Source organism: Arthrobacter globiformis (assembly GCF_046536215.2).
GTDB classification, from domain to species: domain Bacteria; phylum Actinomycetota; class Actinomycetes; order Actinomycetales; family Micrococcaceae; genus Arthrobacter; species Arthrobacter globiformis_E.
Genome location: NZ_CM143421.1, coordinates 34,856 through 57,670 on the forward strand (window position 1 = coordinate 34,856; position 22,815 = coordinate 57,670).

General features: G+C 66.6%; 21 protein-coding genes and 1 tRNA gene. 15 read left to right on the top strand and 7 right to left on the bottom strand.

Going from position 1 to position 22,815, the window contains the following annotated elements:
- The first annotated feature begins 130 nt into the window (after positions 1 to 130).
- The 5 genes from R5O87_RS00180 (at position 131) to R5O87_RS00200 (ending at position 4,991) form a co-directional block, all read left to right on the top strand.
- Positions 131 to 472, top strand: a complete 342-nt coding sequence (locus R5O87_RS00180) for a YraN family protein (protein WP_410555085.1) — start codon at positions 131 to 133, stop codon at positions 470 to 472.
- Complete coding sequence (locus R5O87_RS00185) at positions 472 to 2,016, top strand: YifB family Mg chelatase-like AAA ATPase (RefSeq protein ID WP_410554943.1); 1,545 nt, start codon at positions 472 to 474, stop codon at positions 2,014 to 2,016. The genes R5O87_RS00180 and R5O87_RS00185 overlap by 1 nt, the downstream gene beginning before the upstream one ends.
- Positions 2,017 to 2,027: 11 nt before the next feature.
- Entirely contained in the window at positions 2,028 to 3,212 is a 1,185-nt protein-coding gene (gene dprA, locus R5O87_RS00190) for a DNA-processing protein DprA (RefSeq protein ID WP_410554942.1), read from the top strand.
- Positions 3,213 to 3,305: 93 nt separating this feature from the next.
- Positions 3,306 to 4,232, top strand: a complete 927-nt coding sequence (locus R5O87_RS00195) for a tyrosine recombinase XerC (protein WP_410554941.1) — start codon at positions 3,306 to 3,308, stop codon at positions 4,230 to 4,232.
- A 255-nt stretch (positions 4,233 to 4,487) separates the two neighbouring features.
- Entirely contained in the window at positions 4,488 to 4,991 is a 504-nt protein-coding gene (locus R5O87_RS00200) for a DUF3145 domain-containing protein (protein ID WP_003806074.1), read from the top strand.
- A gap of 95 nt (positions 4,992 to 5,086) precedes the next feature.
- On the opposite strand, the gene fabF is transcribed toward R5O87_RS00200, so the two are convergent.
- The 6 genes from fabF to aceE form a co-directional block, all read right to left on the bottom strand.
- Positions 5,087 to 6,322 (bottom strand): beta-ketoacyl-ACP synthase II, encoded by a 1,236-nt coding sequence (gene fabF / locus R5O87_RS00205; protein ID WP_410554940.1) that lies wholly within the window; start codon positions 6,320 to 6,322, stop codon positions 5,087 to 5,089.
- A gap of 209 nt (positions 6,323 to 6,531) precedes the next feature.
- Entirely contained in the window at positions 6,532 to 6,777 is a 246-nt protein-coding gene (locus R5O87_RS00210; protein WP_003806076.1) for an acyl carrier protein, read from the bottom strand.
- A gap of 81 nt (positions 6,778 to 6,858) precedes the next feature.
- Entirely contained in the window at positions 6,859 to 7,920 is a 1,062-nt protein-coding gene (locus tag R5O87_RS00215; RefSeq protein ID WP_410554939.1) for a beta-ketoacyl-ACP synthase III, read from the bottom strand.
- The gene (locus R5O87_RS00220; RefSeq protein WP_410554938.1) at positions 7,917 to 8,846 is read right to left on the bottom strand and encodes an ACP S-malonyltransferase; all 930 of its coding nucleotides are present in this window, start codon (positions 8,844 to 8,846) and stop codon (positions 7,917 to 7,919) included. Before R5O87_RS00220 ends, R5O87_RS00215 begins: the two co-directional genes overlap by 4 nt.
- 88 nt (positions 8,847 to 8,934) lie before the next feature.
- Positions 8,935 to 10,179: a PucR family transcriptional regulator gene (locus tag R5O87_RS00225; protein WP_410554937.1), complete on the bottom strand. Its 1,245-nt coding sequence runs from the start codon at positions 10,177 to 10,179 to the stop codon at positions 8,935 to 8,937.
- Between the two features lie 275 nt (positions 10,180 to 10,454).
- The gene (gene aceE, locus R5O87_RS00230; protein WP_462836352.1) at positions 10,455 to 13,223 is read right to left on the bottom strand and encodes a pyruvate dehydrogenase (acetyl-transferring), homodimeric type; all 2,769 of its coding nucleotides are present in this window, start codon (positions 13,221 to 13,223) and stop codon (positions 10,455 to 10,457) included.
- A 342-nt stretch (positions 13,224 to 13,565) separates the two neighbouring features.
- Between aceE and R5O87_RS00235 the strand changes: the two genes are divergently transcribed.
- The 7 genes from R5O87_RS00235 to R5O87_RS00265 all read left to right on the top strand — a co-directional run bounded on the left by R5O87_RS00235 (position 13,566) and on the right by R5O87_RS00265 (position 18,636).
- Positions 13,566 to 13,985: a DUF3052 domain-containing protein gene (locus tag R5O87_RS00235; protein WP_087873741.1), complete on the top strand. Its 420-nt coding sequence runs from the start codon at positions 13,566 to 13,568 to the stop codon at positions 13,983 to 13,985.
- The gene (locus R5O87_RS00240) at positions 13,982 to 14,485 is read left to right on the top strand and encodes a peroxiredoxin (protein ID WP_410558525.1); all 504 of its coding nucleotides are present in this window, start codon (positions 13,982 to 13,984) and stop codon (positions 14,483 to 14,485) included. Before R5O87_RS00235 ends, R5O87_RS00240 begins: the two co-directional genes overlap by 4 nt.
- Positions 14,486 to 14,501: 16 nt before the next feature.
- The gene (locus R5O87_RS00245; RefSeq protein WP_410558526.1) at positions 14,502 to 15,431 is read left to right on the top strand and encodes an NAD-dependent protein deacetylase; all 930 of its coding nucleotides are present in this window, start codon (positions 14,502 to 14,504) and stop codon (positions 15,429 to 15,431) included.
- An 81-nt stretch (positions 15,432 to 15,512) separates the two neighbouring features.
- Positions 15,513 to 15,588, top strand: a tRNA-Val gene (locus tag R5O87_RS00250).
- Between the two features lie 111 nt (positions 15,589 to 15,699).
- On the top strand, positions 15,700 to 16,020 hold the full coding sequence (locus tag R5O87_RS00255) for a hypothetical protein (RefSeq protein ID WP_410558527.1): 321 nt from the start codon (positions 15,700 to 15,702) through the stop codon (positions 16,018 to 16,020).
- Positions 16,021 to 16,361: 341 nt separating this feature from the next.
- Positions 16,362 to 17,159 carry an IclR family transcriptional regulator gene (locus R5O87_RS00260; RefSeq protein WP_410558528.1) on the top strand — a complete coding sequence of 266 codons (798 nt, stop codon included), beginning with the start codon at positions 16,362 to 16,364 and terminating at the stop codon, positions 17,157 to 17,159.
- Positions 17,160 to 17,286: 127 nt separating this feature from the next.
- The gene (locus tag R5O87_RS00265) at positions 17,287 to 18,636 is read left to right on the top strand and encodes an MFS transporter (protein ID WP_410558529.1); all 1,350 of its coding nucleotides are present in this window, start codon (positions 17,287 to 17,289) and stop codon (positions 18,634 to 18,636) included.
- Positions 18,637 to 18,849: 213 nt separating this feature from the next.
- Here R5O87_RS00265 and R5O87_RS00270 read toward each other — a convergent pair whose 3' ends face one another.
- The gene (locus tag R5O87_RS00270) at positions 18,850 to 19,914 is read right to left on the bottom strand and encodes a D-2-hydroxyacid dehydrogenase (RefSeq protein WP_410558530.1); all 1,065 of its coding nucleotides are present in this window, start codon (positions 19,912 to 19,914) and stop codon (positions 18,850 to 18,852) included.
- Positions 19,915 to 20,007: 93 nt separating this feature from the next.
- On the opposite strand from R5O87_RS00270, the gene R5O87_RS00275 reads away from it, so the two are divergent.
- Genes R5O87_RS00275 through R5O87_RS00285 form a run of 3 tightly spaced genes read left to right on the top strand, consistent with a single transcriptional unit; the run spans position 20,008 to position 22,801 of the window.
- Positions 20,008 to 20,937 (top strand): NAD(P)-dependent oxidoreductase, encoded by a 930-nt coding sequence (locus R5O87_RS00275; protein ID WP_410558531.1) that lies wholly within the window; start codon positions 20,008 to 20,010, stop codon positions 20,935 to 20,937.
- Positions 20,934 to 21,704, top strand: coding sequence for an SDR family oxidoreductase (locus tag R5O87_RS00280; protein ID WP_462836353.1), 771 nt, complete (start codon positions 20,934 to 20,936; stop codon positions 21,702 to 21,704). Before R5O87_RS00275 ends, R5O87_RS00280 begins: the two co-directional genes overlap by 4 nt.
- Positions 21,704 to 22,801, top strand: coding sequence for an L-idonate 5-dehydrogenase (locus R5O87_RS00285; protein ID WP_462836354.1), 1,098 nt, complete (start codon positions 21,704 to 21,706; stop codon positions 22,799 to 22,801). Before R5O87_RS00280 ends, R5O87_RS00285 begins: the two co-directional genes overlap by 1 nt.
- Positions 22,802 to 22,815: the final 14 nt, after the last annotated feature.

Consider the following 22,815-nt stretch of genomic DNA (forward strand, 5'->3'; position numbering starts at 1 on the left):
CCATCCCGGAGCACTATTCCTCCACAGCCGGTGTTTCCGGGAGTTCCCCCCTTGGCCCCTTCCCGCGTTCGTCCTGAGCTTTCCACATAGCGTGACCGGGATCTGTTCCGGGTGAGCCAAAGCCAAGGACCTGCTGGGCCGGCGCGGGGAAGAACTCGCGGCGGAGTACCTGGAATCGCTGGGGATGCTGATCGTGGAGCGCAATTGGCGCTGCCCGGACGGCGAAATCGACATTGTCGCACTGGACGGGGACGCCCTCGTCATCGCCGAGGTGAAGACGCGGCGTTCGCTCGCGTACGGTCACCCGTTCGAGGCGGTGGGCACAGACAAGCTCGCCCGGCTGCACCGCCTGGGTTCGGCCTGGTGCCGGGACCACGGACTGCGGCTACCGCTGCGCCGGGTGGACGTCATTGCCGTGCTGGACGACGGCGTCGGAAAACCCACCGTTGAGCACCTCAGGGAGGTGCTGTGATGGCGCTGGGAAGAGCCTATTCGGTGGCCCTCGTCGGCCTCAATGGCTACATCGTGGAGGTCGAGGCCGACATCGGCCAGACGCTGCCGGCCTTTGTGCTTCTGGGGTTGCCGGACGCCTCCCTGAATGAAGCCCGTGACCGCATCCGTTCAGCGGCGCAGAACTCCGGCATCCCGCTGAGCCGGCGGAAGATCACTGCCAACCTGATCCCGGCATCACTGCCCAAGCGCGGTTCCGGCTTTGATCTTGCCATCGCGATGTCGGTGCTGCGTGCCGCGGAGGACATCCAGCCCACGGGGCGCACGGTCTTCATCGCCGAGCTCGGACTGGATGGACGCCTCAGGCCTGTCCGCGGCATCCTGCCGGCCGTGATGTCCGCGGTGCAGGCGGGGTTCACCGACATCGTGGTTGCCCAGGCGAATGCAGCCGAGGCCGAACTCGTCCCCGGCGCCAGGGTCCGCGGCTACCGGACCCTGGCACGGCTGGTATTCGATTTTGGCGCTGACCCGCAGGAACTTGTCCTCGACTTCGCACCGGAGGACGAACCCGCCGGGACTGAGCCTGTGTCCGTGGACGTGGCTGTTCCGGACATGTGTGACGTGTCCGGCCAGGCGGAGGCACGCCGTGCCCTCGAAGTCGCCGCCGCGGGTGCCCACCACCTGCTGCTGACCGGCCCGCCCGGCGCCGGCAAGACGATGCTGGCTGAGCGGCTCCCGGGGCTTTTGCCGGACCTGCGTGACGCCGAGGCGATGGAAGTGACGGCGATCCATTCGCTGTGCCAGCTCCCCACATCCGAGGTACAGCTGGTCCGGCGGCCGCCCTTCGAGAATCCGCACCACACGGCCACGGCGGCGGCGATCATCGGCGGCGGTTCGGGGCTGCCACGTCCAGGCGCCGCGTCCCGCGCGCACCGCGGAATTCTCTTCCTTGACGAGGCGCCCGAATACGAACGCCGGGTCCTGGATGCGCTCAGGCAGCCCCTTGAGAGCGGCGAGCTGGTCATCCACCGCTCGGCGGGCGCAGCGGCCTACCCCGCGCGGTTCCAGCTGGTGCTGGCGGCCAACCCGTGTCCGTGCGGCAAGGCTTCGGGCAAGGGCATCGAATGCACCTGCACCCCGTTCATGCGGCGCCGCTACATGTCCCGCATGTCCGGGCCGCTCCTGGACCGCGTGGACATCCAGCTGCAGGTGGACCGTGTGTCGCTGGCCGACTTTGGCCAGTCCGGAGGAGCGGAGGACAGCGCAACTGTCGGTGCCCGCGTCCTCGCTGCCCGGGCCCGCCAGCTGCAGCGGCTACAGCCCCTGGGAATGGAGACAAACTCCCAGGTGCCCGGGCGCATCCTGCGCAGCGAGCTGAGGCTCGCGGGCGCCACCACCAGGATCCTTGACCATGCGCTGGAACGCGGCGTGCTCACGGCCCGGGGCTACGACCGTGTTCTCCGCCTTGCCTGGACTTTGGCCGACCTCGGCGGCCGCGATCAGCCCGACGGCAACGACATCGGACAGGCCCTGAGCCTCCGCCAGACCGCGTCTGCGGCGGCGTGAAAGGAACCCACATGCAGAACGAACGACTTGCCCGAGCCGCACTGTCCAGGCTCATGGAGCCGCAGGACGTCGCTGGCCTGGCTCTGGTGCACGTGACCGGTGCAGAAGACGCCTTGCGGATAGCCACCGGCCAGCTCAACTACGGGCCGGAGCTGGAACAGGACATCACCGGGTTACTGGCAGAGCACAGTTCGGTACACTCCTGGGCAGGCCTCGGTGCCGCGCTGAAGCGCTGGATGCCGAGGATTCCCGACATCGCCCCCGAGCGCGACCTGGCCACGATGCAACGACTGGGCGGCCGGATGATCATTCCGACGGACAGTCTGTGGCCGCGGCAGCTGGACGACCTTGGCCTGCACCAGCCCATCTGCCTGTGGTGGCGGGGCATCGAGCTCGAACTTCCCCCTGCAGCCAGGGCGGTGGCCCTCGTGGGTTCGCGGGACAGCACCAGCTACGGCGCGTCAGTCACCGGTGACCTCGCCTATTCGCTGGCGCAGAAGGGATTCACAGTGGTCTCCGGCGGCGCGTACGGGATTGATGCCCACGCGCACCGGGCTGCCCTGGCAGGAGGCACGGATGCCATGCCCACCATCGCCGTGATGGCTGGCGGCGTGGACCGCTTCTATCCATCCGGGAATGAGGATCTCCTGCGCGCCGTAGCCAACCAGGGTGCCGTGCTCGCCGAGGTTCCACCCGGTTCGGCGCCCACCCGGTACCGGTTCCTCCAGCGCAACCGACTGATCGCTGCGCTCGCGTCCGTCACGGTTGTGGTGGAGGCCAGGTGGCGGTCAGGAGCGCTGAACACCGCCCATCACGCGGAAACCCTGGGCCGTGCGGTGGGCGCCGTCCCTGGCTCGGTCCACAGCGCCAACTCCGCCGGCTGCCACCGGCTCCTGCGCGATGGCGGCGCGGTCTGTGTCACGGATGCCGGGGAGGTCGCCGAACTTGCTTCGCCGAGCGGCCAGTCCTTGCCCGATGAGAAGAACGGACAGTCCGCCGATCATGACGGCCTGACACTCGAGGACCTGATCCTGCTGGACGCCCTGCCGTTACGGTCCGCCAGCTCCGTTGAAAAACTCTGCAGCGTGGCTGGCCTGGGCGCCGAATCAGTCCGCGCGGGCCTTGGCAGGCTGGCGCTGCTGGGACTTGCCGTCTGCGAGAAGGGAGGCTGGAAGCGCACCAGGCAATCGACCTGAGGATCGGCCGCCCGGCGACGTCCCCTCGCCGGGCGGCTTCATCATCAGCGTGCCGTTGCCTGATTCCGTGCCAATTGCTGGGACAGTGGGGGAGTGGAAAAACAGGAACTGCCGGCCGCCCTCGCCGGAGCGGTCACGGGATTCGGACGGTACCTGACAGGCGAGCGGGCCCGGTCCGAACACACCGTCCGCGCGTACCTGTCCGACGTCTCCAGCCTGCTGGGCTACGCGGCCGGTGAAGGCGTTACGGATCCTGCGGGACTGGAACTCGGCACCCTCCGGCGCTGGCTGGGCAGCCAGAGCGAGGCCGGCGCATCCCGTTCCACCCTCGCCCGCCGGGCCGCGACCGCGCGGAGCTTCACCGCCTGGGCGCTGCGGGAAGAACTGATCGAAACCGATCCCGCCCTGCGGCTGCAGGCCCCCAAACGCGAGGGTTCGCTGCCTGGCGTGTTGCAGCAGCAGCAGCTCGCCCGTCTGCTGGCCGATCTCAACGAGGCCGCCAAGGACGGTGATCCGGTGGCCCTGCGCAACCGGGCCATGGTTGAGCTGCTCTACGCCACCGGTGTCCGCGTCGGCGAGCTGGCGGGTCTGGACGTCGACGACTTCGACCCGGACCGCAGGACCCTGCGGGTGCTCGGCAAAGGCAACAAGGAGCGGACGGTGCCCTATGGGCTCCCGGCGGCGCTCGCCGTCGACGACTGGCTTCGGCGGGGGCGGGGAAAGCTCGTTGCTGGGGACAGCGGACCGGCCCTGTTCCTTGGCGCGCGGGGCCGCCGCGTGGACCAGCGCCAGGTCCGCAGCGTGGTGAAGGGACTGTTCGAGGCACTGGGCGATACCTCCGCCACCGGCCCGCACGCCCTGCGGCACACAGCCGCCACGCATCTGCTCGACGGCGGTGCCGACCTCCGGGCGGTCCAGGAAATTCTCGGGCACAGCAGCCTCGCCACCACCCAGATCTACACCCACGTGTCCGTTGACCGTCTGCGGAAGAGCTACCAGCAGGCGCACCCGCGGGCCTAGACCCTTTTCCTTCGGCGCGTCTTCTACACCACGCCGAATTGCACTGGCGTAATTAGACGGCGTACGGCACAATAAGATCCAAGTTCGGCAACTTTCAAGTTGTGCTTGAAGCACTGTCTCCATGCGCCCTTGTCAGCCCGGCAGGTAATTTCATAGATTGGCAGGAATCAGCGGCACCACGCGGCGCCCAAAGCAGCAAGCATCCCGTCCATGCAGGTCGTTGGGGAAGACGTACCTACAGCTATGGAGGATGGAATGTCTGTTGCAATGACCCGCGGTGTGCTGTTTATTCACTCGGCCCCTACCGCACTGTGCCCTCACGTTGAGTGGGCCATCGGATCCGTCGTGGACAAGCGAACGGACCTCGAATGGACCCCTCAGCCCGCCGCGCCCGGCATGTTCCGCTCGGAGCTGTCCTGGACCGGCGCGCAGGGGACAGGTGCGCAGCTGGCGTCTGCCCTCCGGGGCTGGGCGCACCTGCGCTTCGAGGTCACCGAAGAACCCAGCCAGGGCGTGGACGGCGGACGCTGGTCCCACACACCTGAGCTGGGCATTTTCCATGCCGTGACGGACGTGCACGGCAACATCATGGTGTCTGAGGACCGCATCCGCTACGCCTATGAGGCCGGCGCCGGCGACCCTTCCGCCGTCTACCACGAGCTCTCGCTTGCCCTCGGCGAGGCCTGGGACGAGGAACTGGAACCCTTCAGGCACGCAGCCGAAGGAGCGCCGGTGCGCTGGCTGCACCAGGTTGGTTGACGGGTAGCGCCGGCTGACGCAGCAGCAACTCCCCATAGCAACGAAGAAGCCCCCGCCAACCGGCGGGGGCTTCTTCAGCGTTCATTCAGGTCACTTCACACGCTGCGGATGGCAACAACGGCGTTGTGCCCGCCGAAGCCGAACGAGTTGCTCAGCGCCACGATGTCTCCGGCCGGCAGGGAACGGACGGAGGTCACGACGTCGAGCGGGATCTCCGGATCCTGGTTCTCGAGGTTGATGGTGACGGGCGCCTTGCGTTCGTGGACAGCCAGGACGGTGAGGACGGCCTCCACGGCACCGGAGGCGCCGAGCAGGTGGCCCATCTGCGACTTGGTGGCCGAGACAGCCACGTTGTCCACGTGGTTGCCCAGGGCTGCCTTCAGGGCCGTGTACTCCGGTTTGTCACCAACGGGGGTGGACGTGGCGTGGGCGTTGACGTGGACCACGTCCTCCGCCTGGATACGGCCGTCGAACATGGCTGCCTTGAGCGCACGCGTGGCACCCAGGCCTTCGGGATCCGGTGCCGTGATGTGGTAGGCGTCGGCGGTGACGGATGTGCCGGCGAGTTCGCCGTAGATCCGTGCGCCGCGGGCGATGGCGTGCTCCTCGGCCTCAAGCACCAGCGCACCGGCGCCCTCGCCCATGACGAAGCCGTCGCGGTCAAGGTCGTAGGGGCGGGAGGCGTGCTCGGGATCGTCGTTCCGGCGGGAGAGGGCCTGCATCGAGGAGAACGCTGCCAGCGGCATCGGGTGGATGGCGGCTTCGGCGCCACCGCACATGACGACGTCGGCCTTGCCGGAACGGATCAGGTCCAGTCCGAGGTGCATCGCTTCGGTGCCGGACGCGCAGGCGGACACAGGGGTGTGGGCACCGGCGCGGGCGCCCAGGTCCAGGCTGACGGCTGCGGCCACGCCATTGGGCATGAGCATCGGAACCGTCATGGGGAGGACGCGGCGGGGGCCCTTCTCCTTCAGCGTGTCCCAAGCGTCCAGGAGCGTCCAGACGCCGCCGATGCCGGTGGCGAAGGCGACAGCCAGCCGGTCGTGGTCGATGTCGGTGATGCCGGAGTCGGCCCATGCTTCGCGTGCGGCGATAACGCCGAACTGTGTTGACGGGTCCATGCGCTTGGCTTCAACGCGGCTCAGCACGTCAAGGGCGGGGGTGGTGCACCGGGCGGCGAAGTGGACCGGCAGTTCGTACTTGGCAACCCACTCGTCTTCAAGGGTGCGGGCTCCGGAAACCCCCTTCAGCGCGTTCTGCCACATCGTGGGTACGTCGCCGCCGATGGGCGTGGTGGCACCCAGACCTGTAATGACTACTTTGCGTGTCATGGGATCACTCTCTGTCGGTGCGCCTGCCTTGTCCTGAGCTGCTGGCCGGAGGCCGGAGTGGGTGGCGTGCGGGGGGAAGTCTGCAAAAAATGTTGGGTGGTGCATCGGCTGGCCGGTCCGGGCATCGTAGCGTCCGGTCCGGCCAGCCGGGTTCAGCCGCAAGGGCTGGAGCCAATGAAGGCTGGTGCCTGTGAAGGCGGGTGTCCTGCTTACGCCTGGGCGTTGGAGATGAAGTCCACGGCGTCGCCGACGGTCTTGAGGTTCTTGACCTCTTCGTCCGGGATGCGGACGCCGAACTTTTCTTCGGCGTTGACCACGATGGTCATCATGGAGATGGAGTCGATGTCCAGGTCCTCGGTGAAGGACTTGTCCAGCTCGACGGCCTCGGGGGCCAGTCCGGTCTCTTCGTTGACGATTTCAGCCAGTCCGGCCAGGATCTCTTCGTTGCTAGCCATTGATGGCTCCTTTTCTTGTTATTGCCGGCAGAGAGTGCCGGAAATGGGCAAACCGCGGTTGCGGCTTGGTTATCGGTATTGCTACGGAAGGACAACTACCTGGGCGCCGAAGACCAGTCCGGCGCCGAAGCCTATCTGCAGGGCCAGTCCGCCGCTCAGCGCGGGGTTTTCCTGGAGCAGGCGGTGCGTGGCCAGAGGGATCGATGCCGCCGAGGTGTTGCCGGCATCGGCGATGTCCCGGGCCACGGTGACGGTCTCGGGCAGCTTGAGCTTCTTGACCATCTCATCTATGATCCGCATGTTGGCCTGGTGCGGAATGAAGGCCACCAGGTCCTCGGCCTGGATACCGGCGGCGTCCAGGGCCTGCTGGGCAACCTTGGCCATCTCCCAGACCGCCCAGCGGAACACCGTCTGGCCGTCCTGGCGGAGGGTCGGGTAGAGCTCCTGAGCCTCTTCGAGGAGCGCGAGGTCTCCGGTGGAGTCGGACCGGCGTGCCGCCAGACCGAGGTCGCGGACGTCCAGCATGGAGCGGGTCATGCCGATGGCATCCCACTTGCTGCCGTCCGATCCCCAGACCGACGGCGCGATGCCCGGGGTGTCCGAGGGGCCGATGACAACGGCGCCCGCGCCGTCGCCCAGCAGGAACGAGATGGTGCGTTCGCGGTTGTCGATGACGTCGGAGAGCTTTTCCGCGCCGACAACGAGGACGTAGTTGGCTGCGCCCGAACGGACCAGCGCGTCGGCCTGGGCTATGCCGTAGCAGTAGCCGGCGCAGGCGGCGGAGATGTCGAAGGCAGGGGCCGGCGTGGCGCCCAGCCGGTCGGCGAGGCTCGCGGCCGCCGAGGGCGTGGCGTACGGGTGGGTCACCGTGGAGACGATGACGGCGCCGAGCTGGGATGCCTCGATGCCTGCCTTTTCCATGGCCTCACGCGCGGCGCCCTCGGCCATGTCGATCACGCTGACGTCGGCGGGGGCGCGGTGGCGGGTGACGATGCCGGTACGCTGGCGGATCCACTCATCGGAGGAATCGATCCACTGGCACACGTCCTCGTTGGTGACCAGGACGTCGGGGCGGTACGCGCCGATGCCCAGGATCCGGGTGTGCTCGTTGAGCGGGGTCTGCTTCAGTACCGGCGTGCTCATGCCTGTCCTTCCAGTTCTGCGAAGAGTGCAAGGGCCGCGGACAGGTCGTCCGGCGTTTTGACGGCAACGGTCTTGACGCCCGGCATGCCCCGCTTGGCCAGCCCGGCCAGGGTGCCCGCCGGAGCGAGTTCGATCACACCGGTGACTCCTCGGTTCACGAGGGTCTCCATGCAAAGGTCCCAGCGGACCGGCCGCGAAACCTGGGCAATCAGGCTGTCGACGGCAGCGGTGCCCTCTGTGACTTCCTGGCCGTCAAAGTTGGACAGCAGCGGCACGGCAGGTGCCTGCGGCTGCAGCTCCGGGCGGAGTGCCTCAAGGGCGCTCACCGCGGGAACCATGTGCGAGGTGTGGAATGCTCCGGCGACCTTCAGCGGAATCACGCGCGCCTTGGCCGGCGGATTCTCGGCGAGTGCCTTGAGCTGTTCGAAGGTGCCGGCGGCGACGGTCTGGCCCGCGCCGTTGACGTTGGCGGGCGTTGCGCCGGCGGCCTCGATGGCGGCGAGGACCTCGGCGGGATCGCCGCCCACCACGGCGCTCATGCCGGTGGGGGTGACGGCTGCGGCCGCGGCCATGCTGTTGGCGCGTTCACGCACAAACGTCATGGCTTCCTTTTCGGTGAGAACACCGGCCAGCGCGGATGCCGTGATCTCGCCCACCGAGTGTCCGGCCAGGATGACCGGCAGCGTGCTGAGCTCGACGTCGAACAGCGACTTGGCAGCCACCAGCCCGGCCGCCACGATGAGCGGCTGCGCTACGGCGGTGTCCTTGATGGTTTCCTCGTCAGAGGTGGTCCCGTGCGCAGTGAGGTCGATGCCTGCAATTTCGCTCAGGGAGGCCAGATGGCCTGCTACGGAAGGCAGTTCCAGCCAAGGGGCCAGGAAACCGGGGGTCTGTGAGCCCTGTCCAGGGCAGACGATTGCAAGCACGTATCCAGCTTTCCAAATTACCGGGTGATCCATTGGTGTTTCCGTACACCAAGCTCACGGGGTCAGATTGTAGGAAGTCTACAACGGTTCAGTTCGTGTTCCGCGCGGCAACACGCTCGACGGCGGGCTTCGGCGGAGTGGATAGCCGCCCCACCACGAGGGCCGCCTGGAGCACGAAAGCCTCGCGCGGGAGCAACGGATCCCAGCCCGTCACGTCACAAACCCGCTTGAGCCGGTACCGCACGGTGTTGGCGTGGACGAAGAGTTCCCGCGCCGTCGCCTCGAGTGAATGGCCCAGCTCCAGGTAGGTGCCTAGCGTTTCAACCAGCCCGTTGGACGCCGCGAGGAGCGGCCGGTAAATGTTCTTCACCAGCGACCGCCGGGCGGCGTCGTCCCCGGAAATGACGCGTTCCGGCAGGAGGTCGTCGGCCGCCACCGGGCGGGGGGCGGCGGGCCAGGCCCGCGCGGCGGTCAGGCCCGCAAAGGCAGACTGCGCGGAGCCGCTGGCCTCCAGCAGGGAACTGGCCTCCGCGCCGTAAACCACCGGACCGGGCGCGAACATCTCGCTGAGCTTCACATACGCGGTTTCCCGGTCGTGCACGCCGCCGAGGATCAGGATGAGCCGGTCGCCCTGGATTCCCACGAGCGCATCCTCCGCGTACCGGCCGGCCATGCGGCGCAGTTCGCTGACGTAGCTGGCGCTGGGTTCCGACGGCGAGTTCCCCACCATTACGGTGAAGCGCTCCTGCGCCTTCCAGCCGAGTGCGGCGATCCTGGAGCGCAGCGCGTCGGTGTTTTCGCCGCGCAGGATGGCGTCCACAATCAGGGCCTCGAGCCGCGTATCCCAGGACCCCCGGGATTCGGCGGCGCGGGCGTACACGTCGGCGGCGGCAAAAGCCACCTCCCGCGAGTACCGGAGGACTGCCTCGCGCAGGGAGGGCTGGTCCGCTTCGGGAGCGATGACCGGAACCTGGTCCTCCACCACTTCCACGACGATCCGGATGAGCTGGAGTGCCTTCTGCAGGCTGATGGACCGGGTCAGTTCCGTGGGGGCGGTGCCGAAAACATCGGACAGGATCCAGGAGGGGGAGCTGGGGCGCTCGTACCAGGTGACGAACGCGGCAATGCCGTTCTGCGCCACGAGGCCCAGCGCGGATCGCTCGTCCGAACTGAGCCGGCTGTACCACGGCAGGGACTTTTCCAGCTGGCGCATGGTGGTGGTGGACAACTGACCGACGCTTGCCCTGAGCTTTTTCAGGGTCTCCGTCTTCTCCGGAGTCATGGTCCGGGAGGGCGTTTTGCGCGGTGCAGGGGCGGGGGACGGCTCGGGCATAATTCGAGCATACGGTGCCTGCGGGGCAAGCTCCATTTTGTGCAAAGGCTACAACTTTGGTTGTTCTGCGTAACAGCCCACCGGCGCTTAGGCAAGCACCGCCGAAGTAGCCCAAAGGAAGTACCCCAAACGACGACGGCGGTCCCCACCGTGGGTGGGGACCGCCGTCGTTCGCTTTACCTCTCCGGAGTTTTTGTCCAGATGTCGCGACTTCAAGGCCGCTTTGCGGCCATTATCTGGACAAAAACTCGGGACTCGAGGGGCAGATTTGCCGGTTAGGACTCTCCTCCGGCGTTGCCCGTGGTGCCGGCGTTCACGGTGAGCAGGCGGTACTTCTCAATCGCCTGCGCCGGTGCCTGTCCGTCAACCTGCCCCTTGGCTGCGAGCAGCTGCAGGGTCTTCACCACGACAGAATGAATGTCGTTTTTGAAGAAGCGGCGGGCGGCGGCGCGGGTGTCGGAGAAGCCGAAGCCGTCGGCGCCGAGGGTGGCGAATTCGTTCGGGATGAACTGGCGGATCTGGTCGGGGATGGCTTTCATGTAGTCCGAGACGGCGACGACGGGGCCCTGGGCGCCTTCGAGCTGTTTGGTGACGAAGGGCTGGCGGGCGTCCCTGCCGGGGTTGAGGAAGGCTTCCTCTTCGGCGGCGAGGCCGTCGCGGCGCAGTTCGTTCCAGGAGGTGACGGACCAGACGTCGGCGGAGACGCCCCAGTCTTCGGCGAGGATCCGCTGGGCTTCGAGGGCCCAGGGGACGGAGACGCCGGAGGCGAGGATCTGGCTCTTGGGGCCTTCGGTGGTGGAGGCTGCGAGCTTGTAGATGCCCTTGATGACGCCTTCGACGTCGAGGTTCTCCGGTTCGGCGGGCTGGACGATCGGCTCGTTGTAGACCGTGAGGTAGTACATCAGGTTACGGTCGGTCGAGTCGTGGCCGTACATGCGTTCGAGGCCGTCGCGGACGATGTGGCCCATTTCGTAGCCGTAGGCGGGGTCGTAGGTGACCACGGCGGGGTTGGTGGAGGCCAGCAGGGGGGAGTGTCCGTCGGCGTGCTGGAGGCCTTCGCCGGTGAGGGTGGTCCGTCCTGCGGTGGCGCCGATGATGAAGCCGCGGGTCATCTGGTCGGCGGCGGCCCAGAAGGCGTCGCCGGTGCGCTGGAAGCCGAACATGGAGTAGAACACGTAGACCGGGACCAGGGGTACGCCGTGGGTGGCGTAGGCGGTGCCGGCGGCGGTGAAGGCTGCCACGGCGCCGGCTTCGTTGATGCCGGGGTGGATCAGCTGGCCCTGGGCGGATTCCTTGTAGGCCAGGACCAGGTCGCGGTCCACGGACAGGTAGTTCTGGCCCTTGGGGTTGTAGATCTTCGCCGTCGGGAAGAACGCGTCCATGCCGAACGTGCGGGCCTCATCCGGGATGATCGGCGCGATGTGCTTGCCGAAGTTCTTGTCCCGCATCAGGTCCTTGAGCAGGCGGACGAACGCCATGGTGGTCGCTGCCTGCTGCTTGCCCGAACCGCGCTTGGCGACCTCGTAGGACTTCGCCTCGGGCAGCTCAATGTCCGAGTGCTTCGAACGCCGTTCCGGAACCGAACCGCCGAGGGCCGCGCGGCGCTCCAGCAGGTACTTGATTTCCGGAGCATCCGTGCCCGGGTGGAAGTACGGCGGACGGTACGGGTCCTTTTCCAGCTGCTCATCCGTGACCGGGATCCGCAGGTGGTCGCGGAACTTCTTGAGGTCGTCGAGGGTGAGTTTTTTCATCTGGTGGGTGGCGTTGCGGCCTTCGAAGTGCGGGCCCAGGCCGTAGCCCTTGACCGTTTTGGCCAGGATGACGGTGGGTTTGCCCTTGAATTCGGTCGCGGCCTTGTACGCGGCGTAGACCTTGCGGTAGTCGTGGCCGCCGCGCTTGAGGTTCCAGATCTCGTCATCGGAGAGGTCCGCGACGAGGTCCTTGGTCTGCGGGGTTTTCCCGAAGAAGTGCTCGCGGACGAACCCGCCGGATTCGGCCTTGTAGGTCTGGTAGTCCCCGTCGGGGGTTTCGTTCATGATCTTTACCAGCGACCCGTCGGCGTCGCGGGTGAGCAGGTCGTCCCATTCCCGGCCCCAGACGACCTTGATCACGTTCCAGCCCGCGCCGCGGAAGAACGCCTCGAGTTCCTGCATGATCTTGCCGTTGCCGCGCACCGGCCCGTCCAGGCGCTGGAGGTTGCAGTTGATCACGAAGTTCAGGTTGTCCAGGTTCTCGTTCGCGGCGAGCTGGAGCAGGCCGCGGGATTCGGGCTCGTCCATTTCGCCGTCGCCCAGGAACGCCCAGACCTGCTGGTCCGAGGTGTCTTTCAGGCCCCGGTTGTGCAGGTACCGGTTGGACTGGGCCTGGTAGATCGCGTTCATCGGGCCGATGCCCATCGACACGGTCGGGAATTCCCAGAAGTGCGGCATCAGCCGCGGGTGCGGGTAGGAGGACAGGGCGTGGCCTTCCTTGGACTTTTCCTGCCGGAACCCGTCCAGGTCCTCCTCCGAGAGCCGGCCTTCCATGAACGCCCGGGCGTACATGCCCGGGGACGCGTGGCCCTGGAAGAACACCTGGTCCCCGCCGCCGGGGTGGTCCTTGCCGCGGAAGAAGTGGTTGAAGCCGACCTCGTACAGGGTCGCCGCGCCGGCGTAGGTGGAGATGTGCCCGCCCACCCCGATCTCGGGCCGCTGCGCCCGGTGCACCATCACCGCGGCGTTCCAGCGCATGTACGCCCGGTACCGGCGCTCGAACTCCTCGTTCCCCGGGAACTGCGCTTCCTGGTCCACCGGGATCGTGTTCACATAATCCGTGGTGGTCACCATCGGAACCCCGACGCTCTGCGCGCCGGCACGCTGCAGGAGACTGCGCATGATGTATTGGGCACGCTCCGTGCCCTGTTCCCTGATCAGCGCATCCAGGGACTCAACCCACTCGGCGGTCTCTTCCGGATCACGATCAGGCAGCTGGTTAGTCAACCCGCTGAGGATATGGGAGGTATCTTCTCCTGCAGCCACGTCCAACCTCTCTTTGCGCGCATTCATCGGCGCACTCAGGTCCGGCAGGGTAGCTGCCCGGCGTGAACGCGTCGTGTGCGTCGTATCGGTTACAACAGCCCGGTCATGTGCGCCGGGCAGGGTTTTATCTCGTGTGTATGACTGCCTATTTTGTTCGGGGCGGTTGCCCCGTTAGGCATAGTTGTCAACAGTCACTGTAGCTCCGACGGCTTATGGATGCGTAGCCGCGGCTGAACCCTCCGCCCTATTTGACCGTCATACTTGTTGTGTGACGCACAATAAGCCGCACCGCGGCGCACGTAGCTTGAAGCCCGCGCCCAAAGGGTGTTGGCTTGGAGTAATCGAAATCACTATGCACAGGAGGAACACGTGAGCGAGGCCGACGCCGCCACTTCGGTAAATGTGGCGGAAAAATTGGGTTTCAAGGACGGGGATCTGATTCAGGAGTTCGGTTACGACGACGACGTCGATTTCGACTTGCGTGATGACATAGAGGATCTGACGGGGTCAGAGCTTCTGGATGAGGATGATCACGACGTCGTGGACGCCGTGATCTTTTGGTGGCGGGACGGCGACGGAGACCTTGTGGACACGCTGGTCGACTCGCTCACGACGCTCACCGAAGGCGGGGTGGTGTGGGTCCTGACGCCCAAGTCCGGCCGTCCCGGATATGTTTCGCCTTCCGACATCCAGGACGCCGCACCCACTGCGGGGCTGCACTGCACCACGTCCGCGGGAGTTTCCAAGGACTGGAGCGCTACGCGCCTTGTGACCAGGAAGAACAAGTGACCGGACACGCCGCCGTCGCGCCGGTGGATCTGGCGGGAGTGCCCGAGGTTGGGCAGCAGGCTCCGGATTTCACCCTCGCCAACCAGTTCGGTGAGCCCGTCCGGCTTGCCGACTTCCGCGGCCGCAACGTGGTGGTTGTTTTTTACCCCTTCGCGTTCTCCGGAATCTGCACCGGCGAGCTGTGTGAGCTCAGGGACAACCTGGCAGTCTTCGAACATGCCGACGCCGAGGTGCTGGCAATCTCGGTGGACAGCAAGTTCGCCCTCCGGGCGTACGCCGAACAGGAACGCTACGGCTTCAGCCTGCTCGCGGACTTCTGGCCGCATGGCGCCGTCGCCGAACAGTATGGCGTGTTCGACGAGGAAAGCGGCATGGCGCGGCGAGGAACGTTCATCATCGACGCCGGCGGTACGGTCCGCTACGTCGTGGTGAACCCGCGGGGCCAGGCCCGTGACCTTACCGAATACCGCCGCGTGCTGGCAGAACTCGCCCAAGGCTAGGTCTTAGGGTTACCCGATGGACCAGCGGCGGACCGGCACCGGCCTGACAGGTTTCGCCAGTCAGCCTCCCGCCCCGCGCGGCGAGTCATCGGCCGGCGAGCTCGAGGCGCTGGGCGGGATCCGTGACGTCCTCGCCGGTCTGCCGCTGGCCCTTCTCACCGGGGCAGGCCTCAGCACGGATTCCGGCATACCGGACTACCGCGGCCCGGATTCGCCGCCGCGCTCACCCATGACCTACCAGGAGTTTGTTGGCGATGCTGCCAACCGGCAGCGGTACTGGGCGCGCAACCACATCGGCTGGTCCCACCTGAGGCGGGCCAATCCCAATGCCGGCCATGCCGCCGTCGTCCTTCTTGAACAGCGCGGGCTCCTGACCGGGCTGATCACCCAGAACGTGGACCGCCTCCATGAGGACGCGGGCAGTACCAAAGTTGTGGACCTCCACGGACGCTTCGACCAGGTGATTTGCCTGGACTGCCGCCGCACCTACTCGAGGCAGCTGCTCGCCGGGGTGCTGGAAGAACTGAACCCGGACTTCCTGGATCACGCCACCAAATCCGGCCTTGTGGAGATGGCCCCCGATGCCGACGCAACGGTGGAGGACCTGCGCCTGATCCGCGGTTTTGTGGTAGCCCGCTGCCCCGCGTGCGGCGGGGTCCTGAAGCCGGACTTTGTGTACTTTGGCGAAAACGTCCCCAAGGAACGCGTGGAGCGCGCCTACGCCATGGTGGATGAGGCCGATGCCCTGCTTGTTGCAGGTTCCTCACTTAGCGTCATGAGCGGGCTGCGGTTCGTGCGCCATGCCGCCAAGCAAGGCAAACCTGTTGTCATCATCAACCGGGGCCAGACGCGCGGCGACGACCTCGCCACGATCAAGCTGGAAGCCGGGGTGAGCGAGTCCCTCGCCTGGCTGGCCGAGGAATTGCCGCCGCTTCCTGCGGCCTGACCCGATTGGCGTTTGGCGGCACTCATCCGGTAGAGTCTATGTTCGTTGGTTCGAGCGCTGCGGCGCGGAAAACCTCTCTTTGGGTCTTTAGCTCAGCTGGTAGAGCGCCACGTTTACACCGTGGATGTCATCGGTTCGATCCCGGTAGGACCCACCATCAAACCCCGTCTGACCATGTTCTTGAGCCTGGTCAGGCGGGGTTTTTGTGTATCCCGGGGGCGTGGCGGTGCCTGCAAATAATGTCGGTGCCCGGCCATAGCCTGCGGGAATGGAACACGTACTTGTGAGGATTGCTGCCGACGGGCAGCCGGGGGCCGTCATCCGCGGCGGGCAGGAATGGACGGTGGGTGCGGAACCGCTGCGGTGGTTTGAACGCGTCAGCTGGTGGGAGGCAGAGCGCCGGATGCCGCTGGGGCTGAGCCGCGTCGACGTAGAGGTGTGGCGGCTGCAGGCCCGGCTGGGGCGCAACGCGGGATCGGCGCTGACCACCATGGAGATCATCCGCGACGGGCTTGGCGGGGGATGGCGGCTGCGGAGCGCGGTGGCGGACGATACTGTCCCGGAACGCACCGTCGCGAAGGCGGCCTGAAAACTGAAAAACCCGGGATCCTAAAAGGCCCGGGAATTGGATAAGCCTTCCACCGCGACTATTGGGGGATGCCGCGGTGGAAGGCTTGAATTTGAATATACCGTGAACTTTCGGAAACACGAAACCGTTAAGCCGGTTACTGCCGGCGGGTCGAATCTTCGTACTCCACGTGCCGGTCACTGGTCCCGGAACGCCTGGTCCCGAAGGCCTTCAGCGGCAGCCCCGCAGCCAGTATGATGGTACGTGTTCAGTTGACTGGACGCTCTGGCATCGTGGCCCTTTTCGCGCGCGATGCAATCTGCCGACCCCCGCTGTCTGAGCGCGTACCGAGAAGGAGAATCATGGCTGATTCCCGAACCCCCAAAGCCGGTGACGGACTGGGGAGCGCATCCCCGGCGCCGGCTGTTACGCGGGCCGCCGCCGTCCTGGAGTCACTCGCTGCGTCAGCCACCGGCCGGCTCACCCTCAGCGACCTTGCCCGGGACCTCGGAATCCCCAAATCCTCCACCTCCAACCTCCTGCTGGCGCTGGAGGAGGCCCGGCTGATCAGCAGGCAGGGTGCCGAATACACCCTGGGGCGCAAACTCGTTGAACTGGGTGCCGCCTACCTGAGCCGGCTCGACGAGGTTCAGGAGTTCTACCGCTTCTGTGAACAGGCGCCCACGCTGTCAGGTGAAACGGTTCGCATTGCCATGCTGGACGGCACCAACGTCATCTACCTGGCGCGCTATGAGGGCCATCCGGCCGTCCGCCTGACGTCCAACATCGGCGACAAGATGCCGGTGTCGCTCTGTGCCGTGGGCAAGGCCCTGATCGCCAGGCTCCATGACCACGACATCGACGCGATGTTCGCTGACGATGACGAGCTTCCCGTGCTGACCCCCAAGTCCCTGCGCACGGGGGCGGAGCTGAAGGCCCAGCTGGAGCAGATCCGCGAGCAGGGCTTCGCCTTTGAGGACGAGGAATCCACCACGGGCGTGGTGTGCCTCGCCGTGACTGTACCCACGCGCGGAGCGCATGGCCCCAGCCTTGGCCTTTCCGTCACTGCACTGAAGGCAACCTACTCGCCGGAGCAGGGTGCGCAGATGGTCAAAGAGCTGAATGAGCTGGCCAGATCCCTGGGCAACCCCATGGGCTAGGCGGAAAATCCGGCACTATTGGCCAGTCGTTCATCATGTTGTACGCTGTTCAACATAGTGACCGACGCAATGGTGTGTCACTACTCACCAGGCCAACGGGGGCCTGCGTGTCTTTGAGGGAGTGCTAGTGACAACTCGTACTGATTCACCGCTGGCTGATGCGGACGGCGCCGTCGTCGAACCGGAACAGCTGCGCAGGGCAACACTTGCCAGCTCCGTAGGCTCCGCTCTGGAGTACTACGACTTCTACATCTACGGCCTGGCCTCGGCCCTCATCTTCGGGCCGCTGTTCTTTAAGCCGCTCGGTGACGAGGGTGCGCTGATCGCATCCTTCGCCACGTACGGTGTGGGCTTCGCTGCCCGCCCCTTCGGCGGCATCGTGTTCGGTTACATCGGCGACCGGTTCGGCCGGAAAATGGTGCTGATCCTGACCATCGGCCTGATGGGTGCCGCAAGCTTCGCGATCGGCCTGCTGCCGACATTCGAGCAGGCAGGAATGCTCGGCGCGGTACTCCTCGTCATCCTCCGGATCGTCCAGGGCCTCGGTGCCGGCGCGGAGCAGGCCGGCGCGACGACGCTGATCTCCGAGGTGGCTCCGCGCCGCCGTCGTGGTTTCTTTGCCTCCCTGCCGTTCGTGGGCATCCAGCTGGGAACCCTCCTGGGGGCCGGCACCTTCGCCCTCATCGCCACCGCCAACAAGACCGTCCTCGAAGGGTGGCTGTGGCGTGTGCCCTTCCTGGCCAGCGTGATCCTCATTGCGATTGCGGTGTTCATCCGCCTGCGGCTCAAGGAAACGCCGGTGTTCCAGGAGCTGGAGAAGCACAAGAACGTCGTCAAGAACCCGGTGGGCCAGCTCTGGAAGCACTCCAAGAAGAACGTGCTTGTGGGCATCGGCCTGCGCATGGGTGAAAACGGAAACTCCTCCATCTACTCGGCGCTGCTGGTGGCGTTCCTGGCGGCCCCGGCCGGCGTTTTCCCGGGCGACAAGTTCATTGGTCCGGTGGGCCTCCTGATCGCAGCCGGTTTTGCCGCCGTCATGGTGGTCACCTTCGGCGCTCTTTCCGACCGCTTCGGCCGCGTCCCGGTCTACCGTTACGGCGCACTGTTCCAGGCAGTCATCGCCTTCCCGGCGTTCTACCTCGTGACCCTGGGCAACGTGACCCTGGTGTGGGTTGTCATGGTGGTGGGTATCGCCCTCGGCGTGCAGTCGATGCTGGGACCGCAGTGCCCGCTGCTGCCTGAACTCTTTGGGTCGCAGTACCGCTTCACGGGCGTGGCCATGGCCCGCGAACTCTCCGCCGTGCTGGCCGGCGGACTGGTTCCCCTCGTGGGAGCGGCACTGCTCGCGGCCACCGGTTACTCCTGGCTGGTCCTGGCGATCTACTCGCTGGTCCTTGCCCTGATCTCCTTCGTGAGCACGTTCTTCACGCCGGAAACCATGGGCCGGGACCTCGTCGACATTGAGGACGCCCGCTAAAAGCCACGCAGCAACAGGACGGTCCACAGCGCGAACGCACACTTGCGGCCCCTCCCGGCGACGGGTTGGGGCCGCAAGTGTACGTTCGCGCTTGAGCGAGCCGGGCAACGGAAGAGCCGGCAAGGGAAGAGCCGGACAACCCTGGGGCTGCCCGGCTCTTCGTTGTTTGCCGCTGCAGGGGAGTCCTGCGGCAGGCGGCTTAGAAAACGCGGTCTAGTAGAAGTGGACCGTATCCACGAGGTGGGGGAGTTCGCCGCCGTCGAGGAATGTCCTGAGGTTGTTGCAGAAGCGCTCCGCGATCAGGCGGTTCTCGGCTGCGCTCAGGGCCGAGGTATGCGGCGAGACCATGACGCGCGGGTGGTTCCACAGCGGGCTGTCCTGCGGCAGGGGCTCGACGGCGAACACGTCCAGGCAGGCATAGGCCACCTGCCCGTTCTCCATGGCCTCGAGCAGCGCGTCCTCGTCCACTACGGTTCCGCGGCCCACATTGACGAATACCGTGCCGGGTTTCATGGCCGCGAAGACCTCGCGGTTGAAAAGCTTCTCTGTGTAGGGGGTGCCCGGAAGGGTGTTCACCACGGCGTCGGCCGAGGCGAGCAGGCCCGCCAGGCCGTTGTTGTCCGCCACTTCCTCGATGCCGTCGATCGGCTCCACGGAACGCTTGGTGCCGCTGACCTTCATGCCGAGTGCGCGGGCGATGCGGGCGGTTTCCAGCCCGATCTCCCCGAGTCCGGTGACCACCAGCGAGGAGCCATTAACCAGCTTCGTGGGAATCCGCAGCTCCGGCCACATCTTGGCGGCCTGGTCCTGGGCGAGCTCCGCTGTCCGCTTGAAACCGTTGAGGATGCCCAGTGCCGCAAACTCGGCGAGGGGGAGGGCGTGCACCCCGGCGGACGTGGTCACCTTGAACTTGTTCAGCGTCTCCGCATCGAGCCCGGAGGCCTTGACTGCACCGCCGGCACCCGCGGCCATGGCGTGGATCCACTGCAGGCGCGGGTTGTCCCTGGCGATGCGCGCCAGGCCGGCGGGGTTTTCGTTCGGAAAGCCGTACAGCACGTCTGCCTGGCCCAGCATCTCCCAGTAGCGCTCCTCCTGCTCCGGTGTGCGCTTGAAATTGGGATCGCCGGAGTGGTCGGCAGGGAAGCGTTCGGGCGGCAGCAGGTCGGGTTCGTAAAGAACGGTCACGTTGGGATCTACGGCGCGGATGCGTTCCACGAACTCGGCTTCGAGCGGGACGGCGATCGCGACGGTGGTTTCAGTCGTCATGCTGTTCATCATACTGAATGGGGGCTAGAATACTGAACAGATTTTGAAGAATTGGCCAGCCCGGATTGGCCAACAGTAACCACGACGAAGTGAGGTTCCCCGCAGATGAATATACCGAGAGCCGGCTTCGTGGGCCTGGGCCTGATGGGGGCGCCGATGGCGAAGAACCTGGTGCGGAAGGGCTGGACGGTCACGGCGTGGAACCGGTCCCCGGCCGCGCTGGAGGATTTCCGACGGCTCGGCGGGTCCGCTGCCCGCAGCGTGGAGCAGCTCCGGGACGAGCCGGTGATCGTCTTCATGCTCCCGGATCTTGCCTATATCGAGGACGCGGCGGCCGGACTGCTCGCGAGCTGGCAGTCGTCACCGCCGGCGGCCGGCACTGCAGTGGTGGTCATGAGCAGCGTTTCCCCCACTGCGGTCAAGGATTTCGGGCGTAAGGTCCACGCAGCCAGTTCAGGCAAGGCCGTGGTGCTGGACGCGCCCGTCAGCGGCGGGACGAGGGGCGCGGTCGACGGCACGCTGGCCATCATGGCCGGCGCGGACCACGACGCCGACTTTCAGCGGCTGCTTCCGCTCTTTAGGGCCATGGGCACCACCGTGCGGCTCCTGGGCCCGCTTGGTGCCGGTTCGCTGGCCAAGGCGTGCAACCAGCTGGTGGTCGGAACCACGACGGCGGCGCTCGCCGAAGCGGCCGAACTCGCCGAGCGTTCGGGCGTCGATGTCGCGGCCCTCTTCGAGGTCCTGTCCGGCGGCCTCGCCGGCAGCCGCGTCCTGGACCAGGTGGGCCCGCGGATCGCCGCGAAGGACTACACGCCCACCGGACCGGCAAAGTTCATGCACAAGGACCTGTCCTTCGTCGTGGCGTCAGCCGGCGCCGCCGGGGCCGCTGTCCCAATGGCGCTGGCCGGCGTCGAGCTCTATGCCGAACTCAAGCGCCAGGGCCTGGGGGACCAGGACCTGGCCGTGGTGCGGCAAACCATTTCAAACCTCAGCATGACAGGCGCCGTGGGCGCCGCAGAAGGGATCACTTCATGACGTCACTTTTTGATTTGACCGGGCGGGTTGCTTTGGTGACGGGTTCGAGCCGGGGGATTGGTAATGCGTTGGCGCGGGCGTTGGCGGATGCTGGTGCGACGGTGGTGTTGAACGGTGTGAATGCTGAGCGGTTGAAGGCTGCGGAGGCGGCGATGGCGGGGGAGTGCGCGCCGGGCCGGGTGCACAGTGTGGCGTTTGATGTCACGGATGATGCCGCGGCCGCGGCGGGTGTGGCCTGGGTCGAGGAGCATGTGGGTCCGCTGGAGATCCTGGTGAACAATGCCGGGATCCAGCACCGGGTGCCGATGCTGGATCTGGACGTGAAGGACTGGGAGCGGGTGATTTCCACGGACCTGACCAGCGCGTTCCTGGTGGGCCGGGAGGCGGCCCGGCACATGATCGGCCGGGGGCACGGGAAGATCATCAATATCTGTTCGGTGCAGACGGACCTGGCCCGGCCCACGATCGCCCCGTATGTGGCGGCGAAGGGCGGGTTGCGGAACCTGACCCGGGCGATGACCTCGGAGTGGGCGGGGTCGGGGTTGCAGATCAACGGGATCGCGCCGGGGTATATCCATACCGAGATGACGCAGAATCTGGTGGATGATGAGCAGTTCAATGCCTGGATCCTGGGCCGGACCCCGGCCGCCCGGTGGGGCACGGTGCAGGATTTGGCCGGCCCGGCGGTGTGGCTGGCCTCGTCCGGGTCTGATTTTGTGAACGGGCAGACAATCTTTATCGACGGCGGAATGACGGTGGTGGTCTGATGACACACACGGAAACAACAACAGCAACAGCAGCAGCGGAAACCGAGCTTCCGGTGTCCGGTCCCGCCGTCGTGGCGCACGGCAAGGGGGATTTGCGGGTCGATGAGCTGCCGCTGCAGGCCCCGGGGCCGGATGAGGCCGTGGTCGAGGTGCTGTACGGGGGGATTTGCGGGTCGGACCTGCATTACTGGCTGCACGGCGCGGCCGGGGAGTCGATCCTGAAGGCGCCCCTGGTGCTGGGACACGAGATCAGCGGCCGGGTGGTCAGGGCCGCCGGGAACGGTGCGGGCCCGGTGGCGGGGACGCCGGTGGCGGTGCACCCTGCCACCCCGGGACCGGGTGAGGGTCCGGACGCGCCGCGGTATCCGGCGGAGCGGCCGAACCTGTCCCCGGGCTGCACCTACCTGGGCTCCGCGGCGCGGTATCCGCACACGGACGGGGCGTTCAGCCGGTACGTGAACCTCCCGGTCAGGATGCTCCGGCCCCTCCTGGAAACCCTGGACCTGCGCACCGCGGCGCTGATCGAACCCGCGTCCGTGGCGTGGCATGCCGTGGCCCGGGCCGGGGACGTGGCCGGCAAAACCGCCCTGGTCATCGGCAGTGGCCCGATCGGGGCGCTGGCCGTCGCGGTCCTGAAGCGTGCCGGCGCGGCCCGGATCGTCGCGGTCGACATGCATGAGAAGCCGCTGGAAATCGCCACCGCGGTGGGCGCGGACGAGGTCCTGACCGCCACCGACACCGAGGCGATCGCCAGGGTCCAGGCCGACGTCGTGATCGAGTCCTCGGGGAACCACCACGGCCTGGCCTCCGCGATCCAGGGCGCTGCCCGGGGCGGGACCGTGGTCATGGTCGGGCTGCTGCCCACCGGCGCCCAGCCGGTCCTGATCTCCCTGGCCATCACCCGGGAACTGGACCTCAAAGGCTCGTTCCGGTTCAACGACGAAATCGACGAGGTCATCACCGCCCTCGCCGACGGCACCCTCAGCATCGGCCCGGTCATCACCCACGACTACCCCGTCACCGACGCCCTCGAAGCCTTCGACATCGCCCGCAACTCCGCCCAATCAGGCAAAGTCCTCCTCAACTTCGCCGACTAGCCGGGTGCAGGCTG

Coding starts and splice junctions, on each gene's coding strand:
- R5O87_RS00185 (WP_410554943.1), top strand. CDS start 472: ATGGCGCTGGGAAGAGCCTATTCGGTGGCCCTCGTCGGCCTCAATGGC.
- dprA (WP_410554942.1), top strand. CDS start 2,028: ATGCAGAACGAACGACTTGCCCGAGCCGCACTGTCCAGGCTCATGGAG.
- R5O87_RS00200 (WP_003806074.1), top strand. CDS start 4,488: ATGTCTGTTGCAATGACCCGCGGTGTGCTGTTTATTCACTCGGCCCCT.
- fabF (WP_410554940.1), bottom strand. CDS start 6,322: ATGACACGCAAAGTAGTCATTACAGGTCTGGGTGCCACCACGCCCATC.
- R5O87_RS00210 (WP_003806076.1), bottom strand. CDS start 6,777: ATGGCTAGCAACGAAGAGATCCTGGCCGGACTGGCTGAAATCGTCAAC.
- R5O87_RS00215 (WP_410554939.1), bottom strand. CDS start 7,920: ATGAGCACGCCGGTACTGAAGCAGACCCCGCTCAACGAGCACACCCGG.
- R5O87_RS00225 (WP_410554937.1), bottom strand. CDS start 10,179: ATGCCCGAGCCGTCCCCCGCCCCTGCACCGCGCAAAACGCCCTCCCGG.
- aceE (WP_462836352.1), bottom strand. CDS start 13,223: ATGAATGCGCGCAAAGAGAGGTTGGACGTGGCTGCAGGAGAAGATACC.
- R5O87_RS00245 (WP_410558526.1), top strand. CDS start 14,502: ATGGACCAGCGGCGGACCGGCACCGGCCTGACAGGTTTCGCCAGTCAG.
- R5O87_RS00255 (WP_410558527.1), top strand. CDS start 15,700: ATGGAACACGTACTTGTGAGGATTGCTGCCGACGGGCAGCCGGGGGCC.
- R5O87_RS00260 (WP_410558528.1), top strand. CDS start 16,362: ATGGCTGATTCCCGAACCCCCAAAGCCGGTGACGGACTGGGGAGCGCA.
- R5O87_RS00270 (WP_410558530.1), bottom strand. CDS start 19,914: ATGATGAACAGCATGACGACTGAAACCACCGTCGCGATCGCCGTCCCG.
- R5O87_RS00275 (WP_410558531.1), top strand. CDS start 20,008: ATGAATATACCGAGAGCCGGCTTCGTGGGCCTGGGCCTGATGGGGGCG.
- R5O87_RS00280 (WP_462836353.1), top strand. CDS start 20,934: ATGACGTCACTTTTTGATTTGACCGGGCGGGTTGCTTTGGTGACGGGT.
- R5O87_RS00285 (WP_462836354.1), top strand. CDS start 21,704: ATGACACACACGGAAACAACAACAGCAACAGCAGCAGCGGAAACCGAG.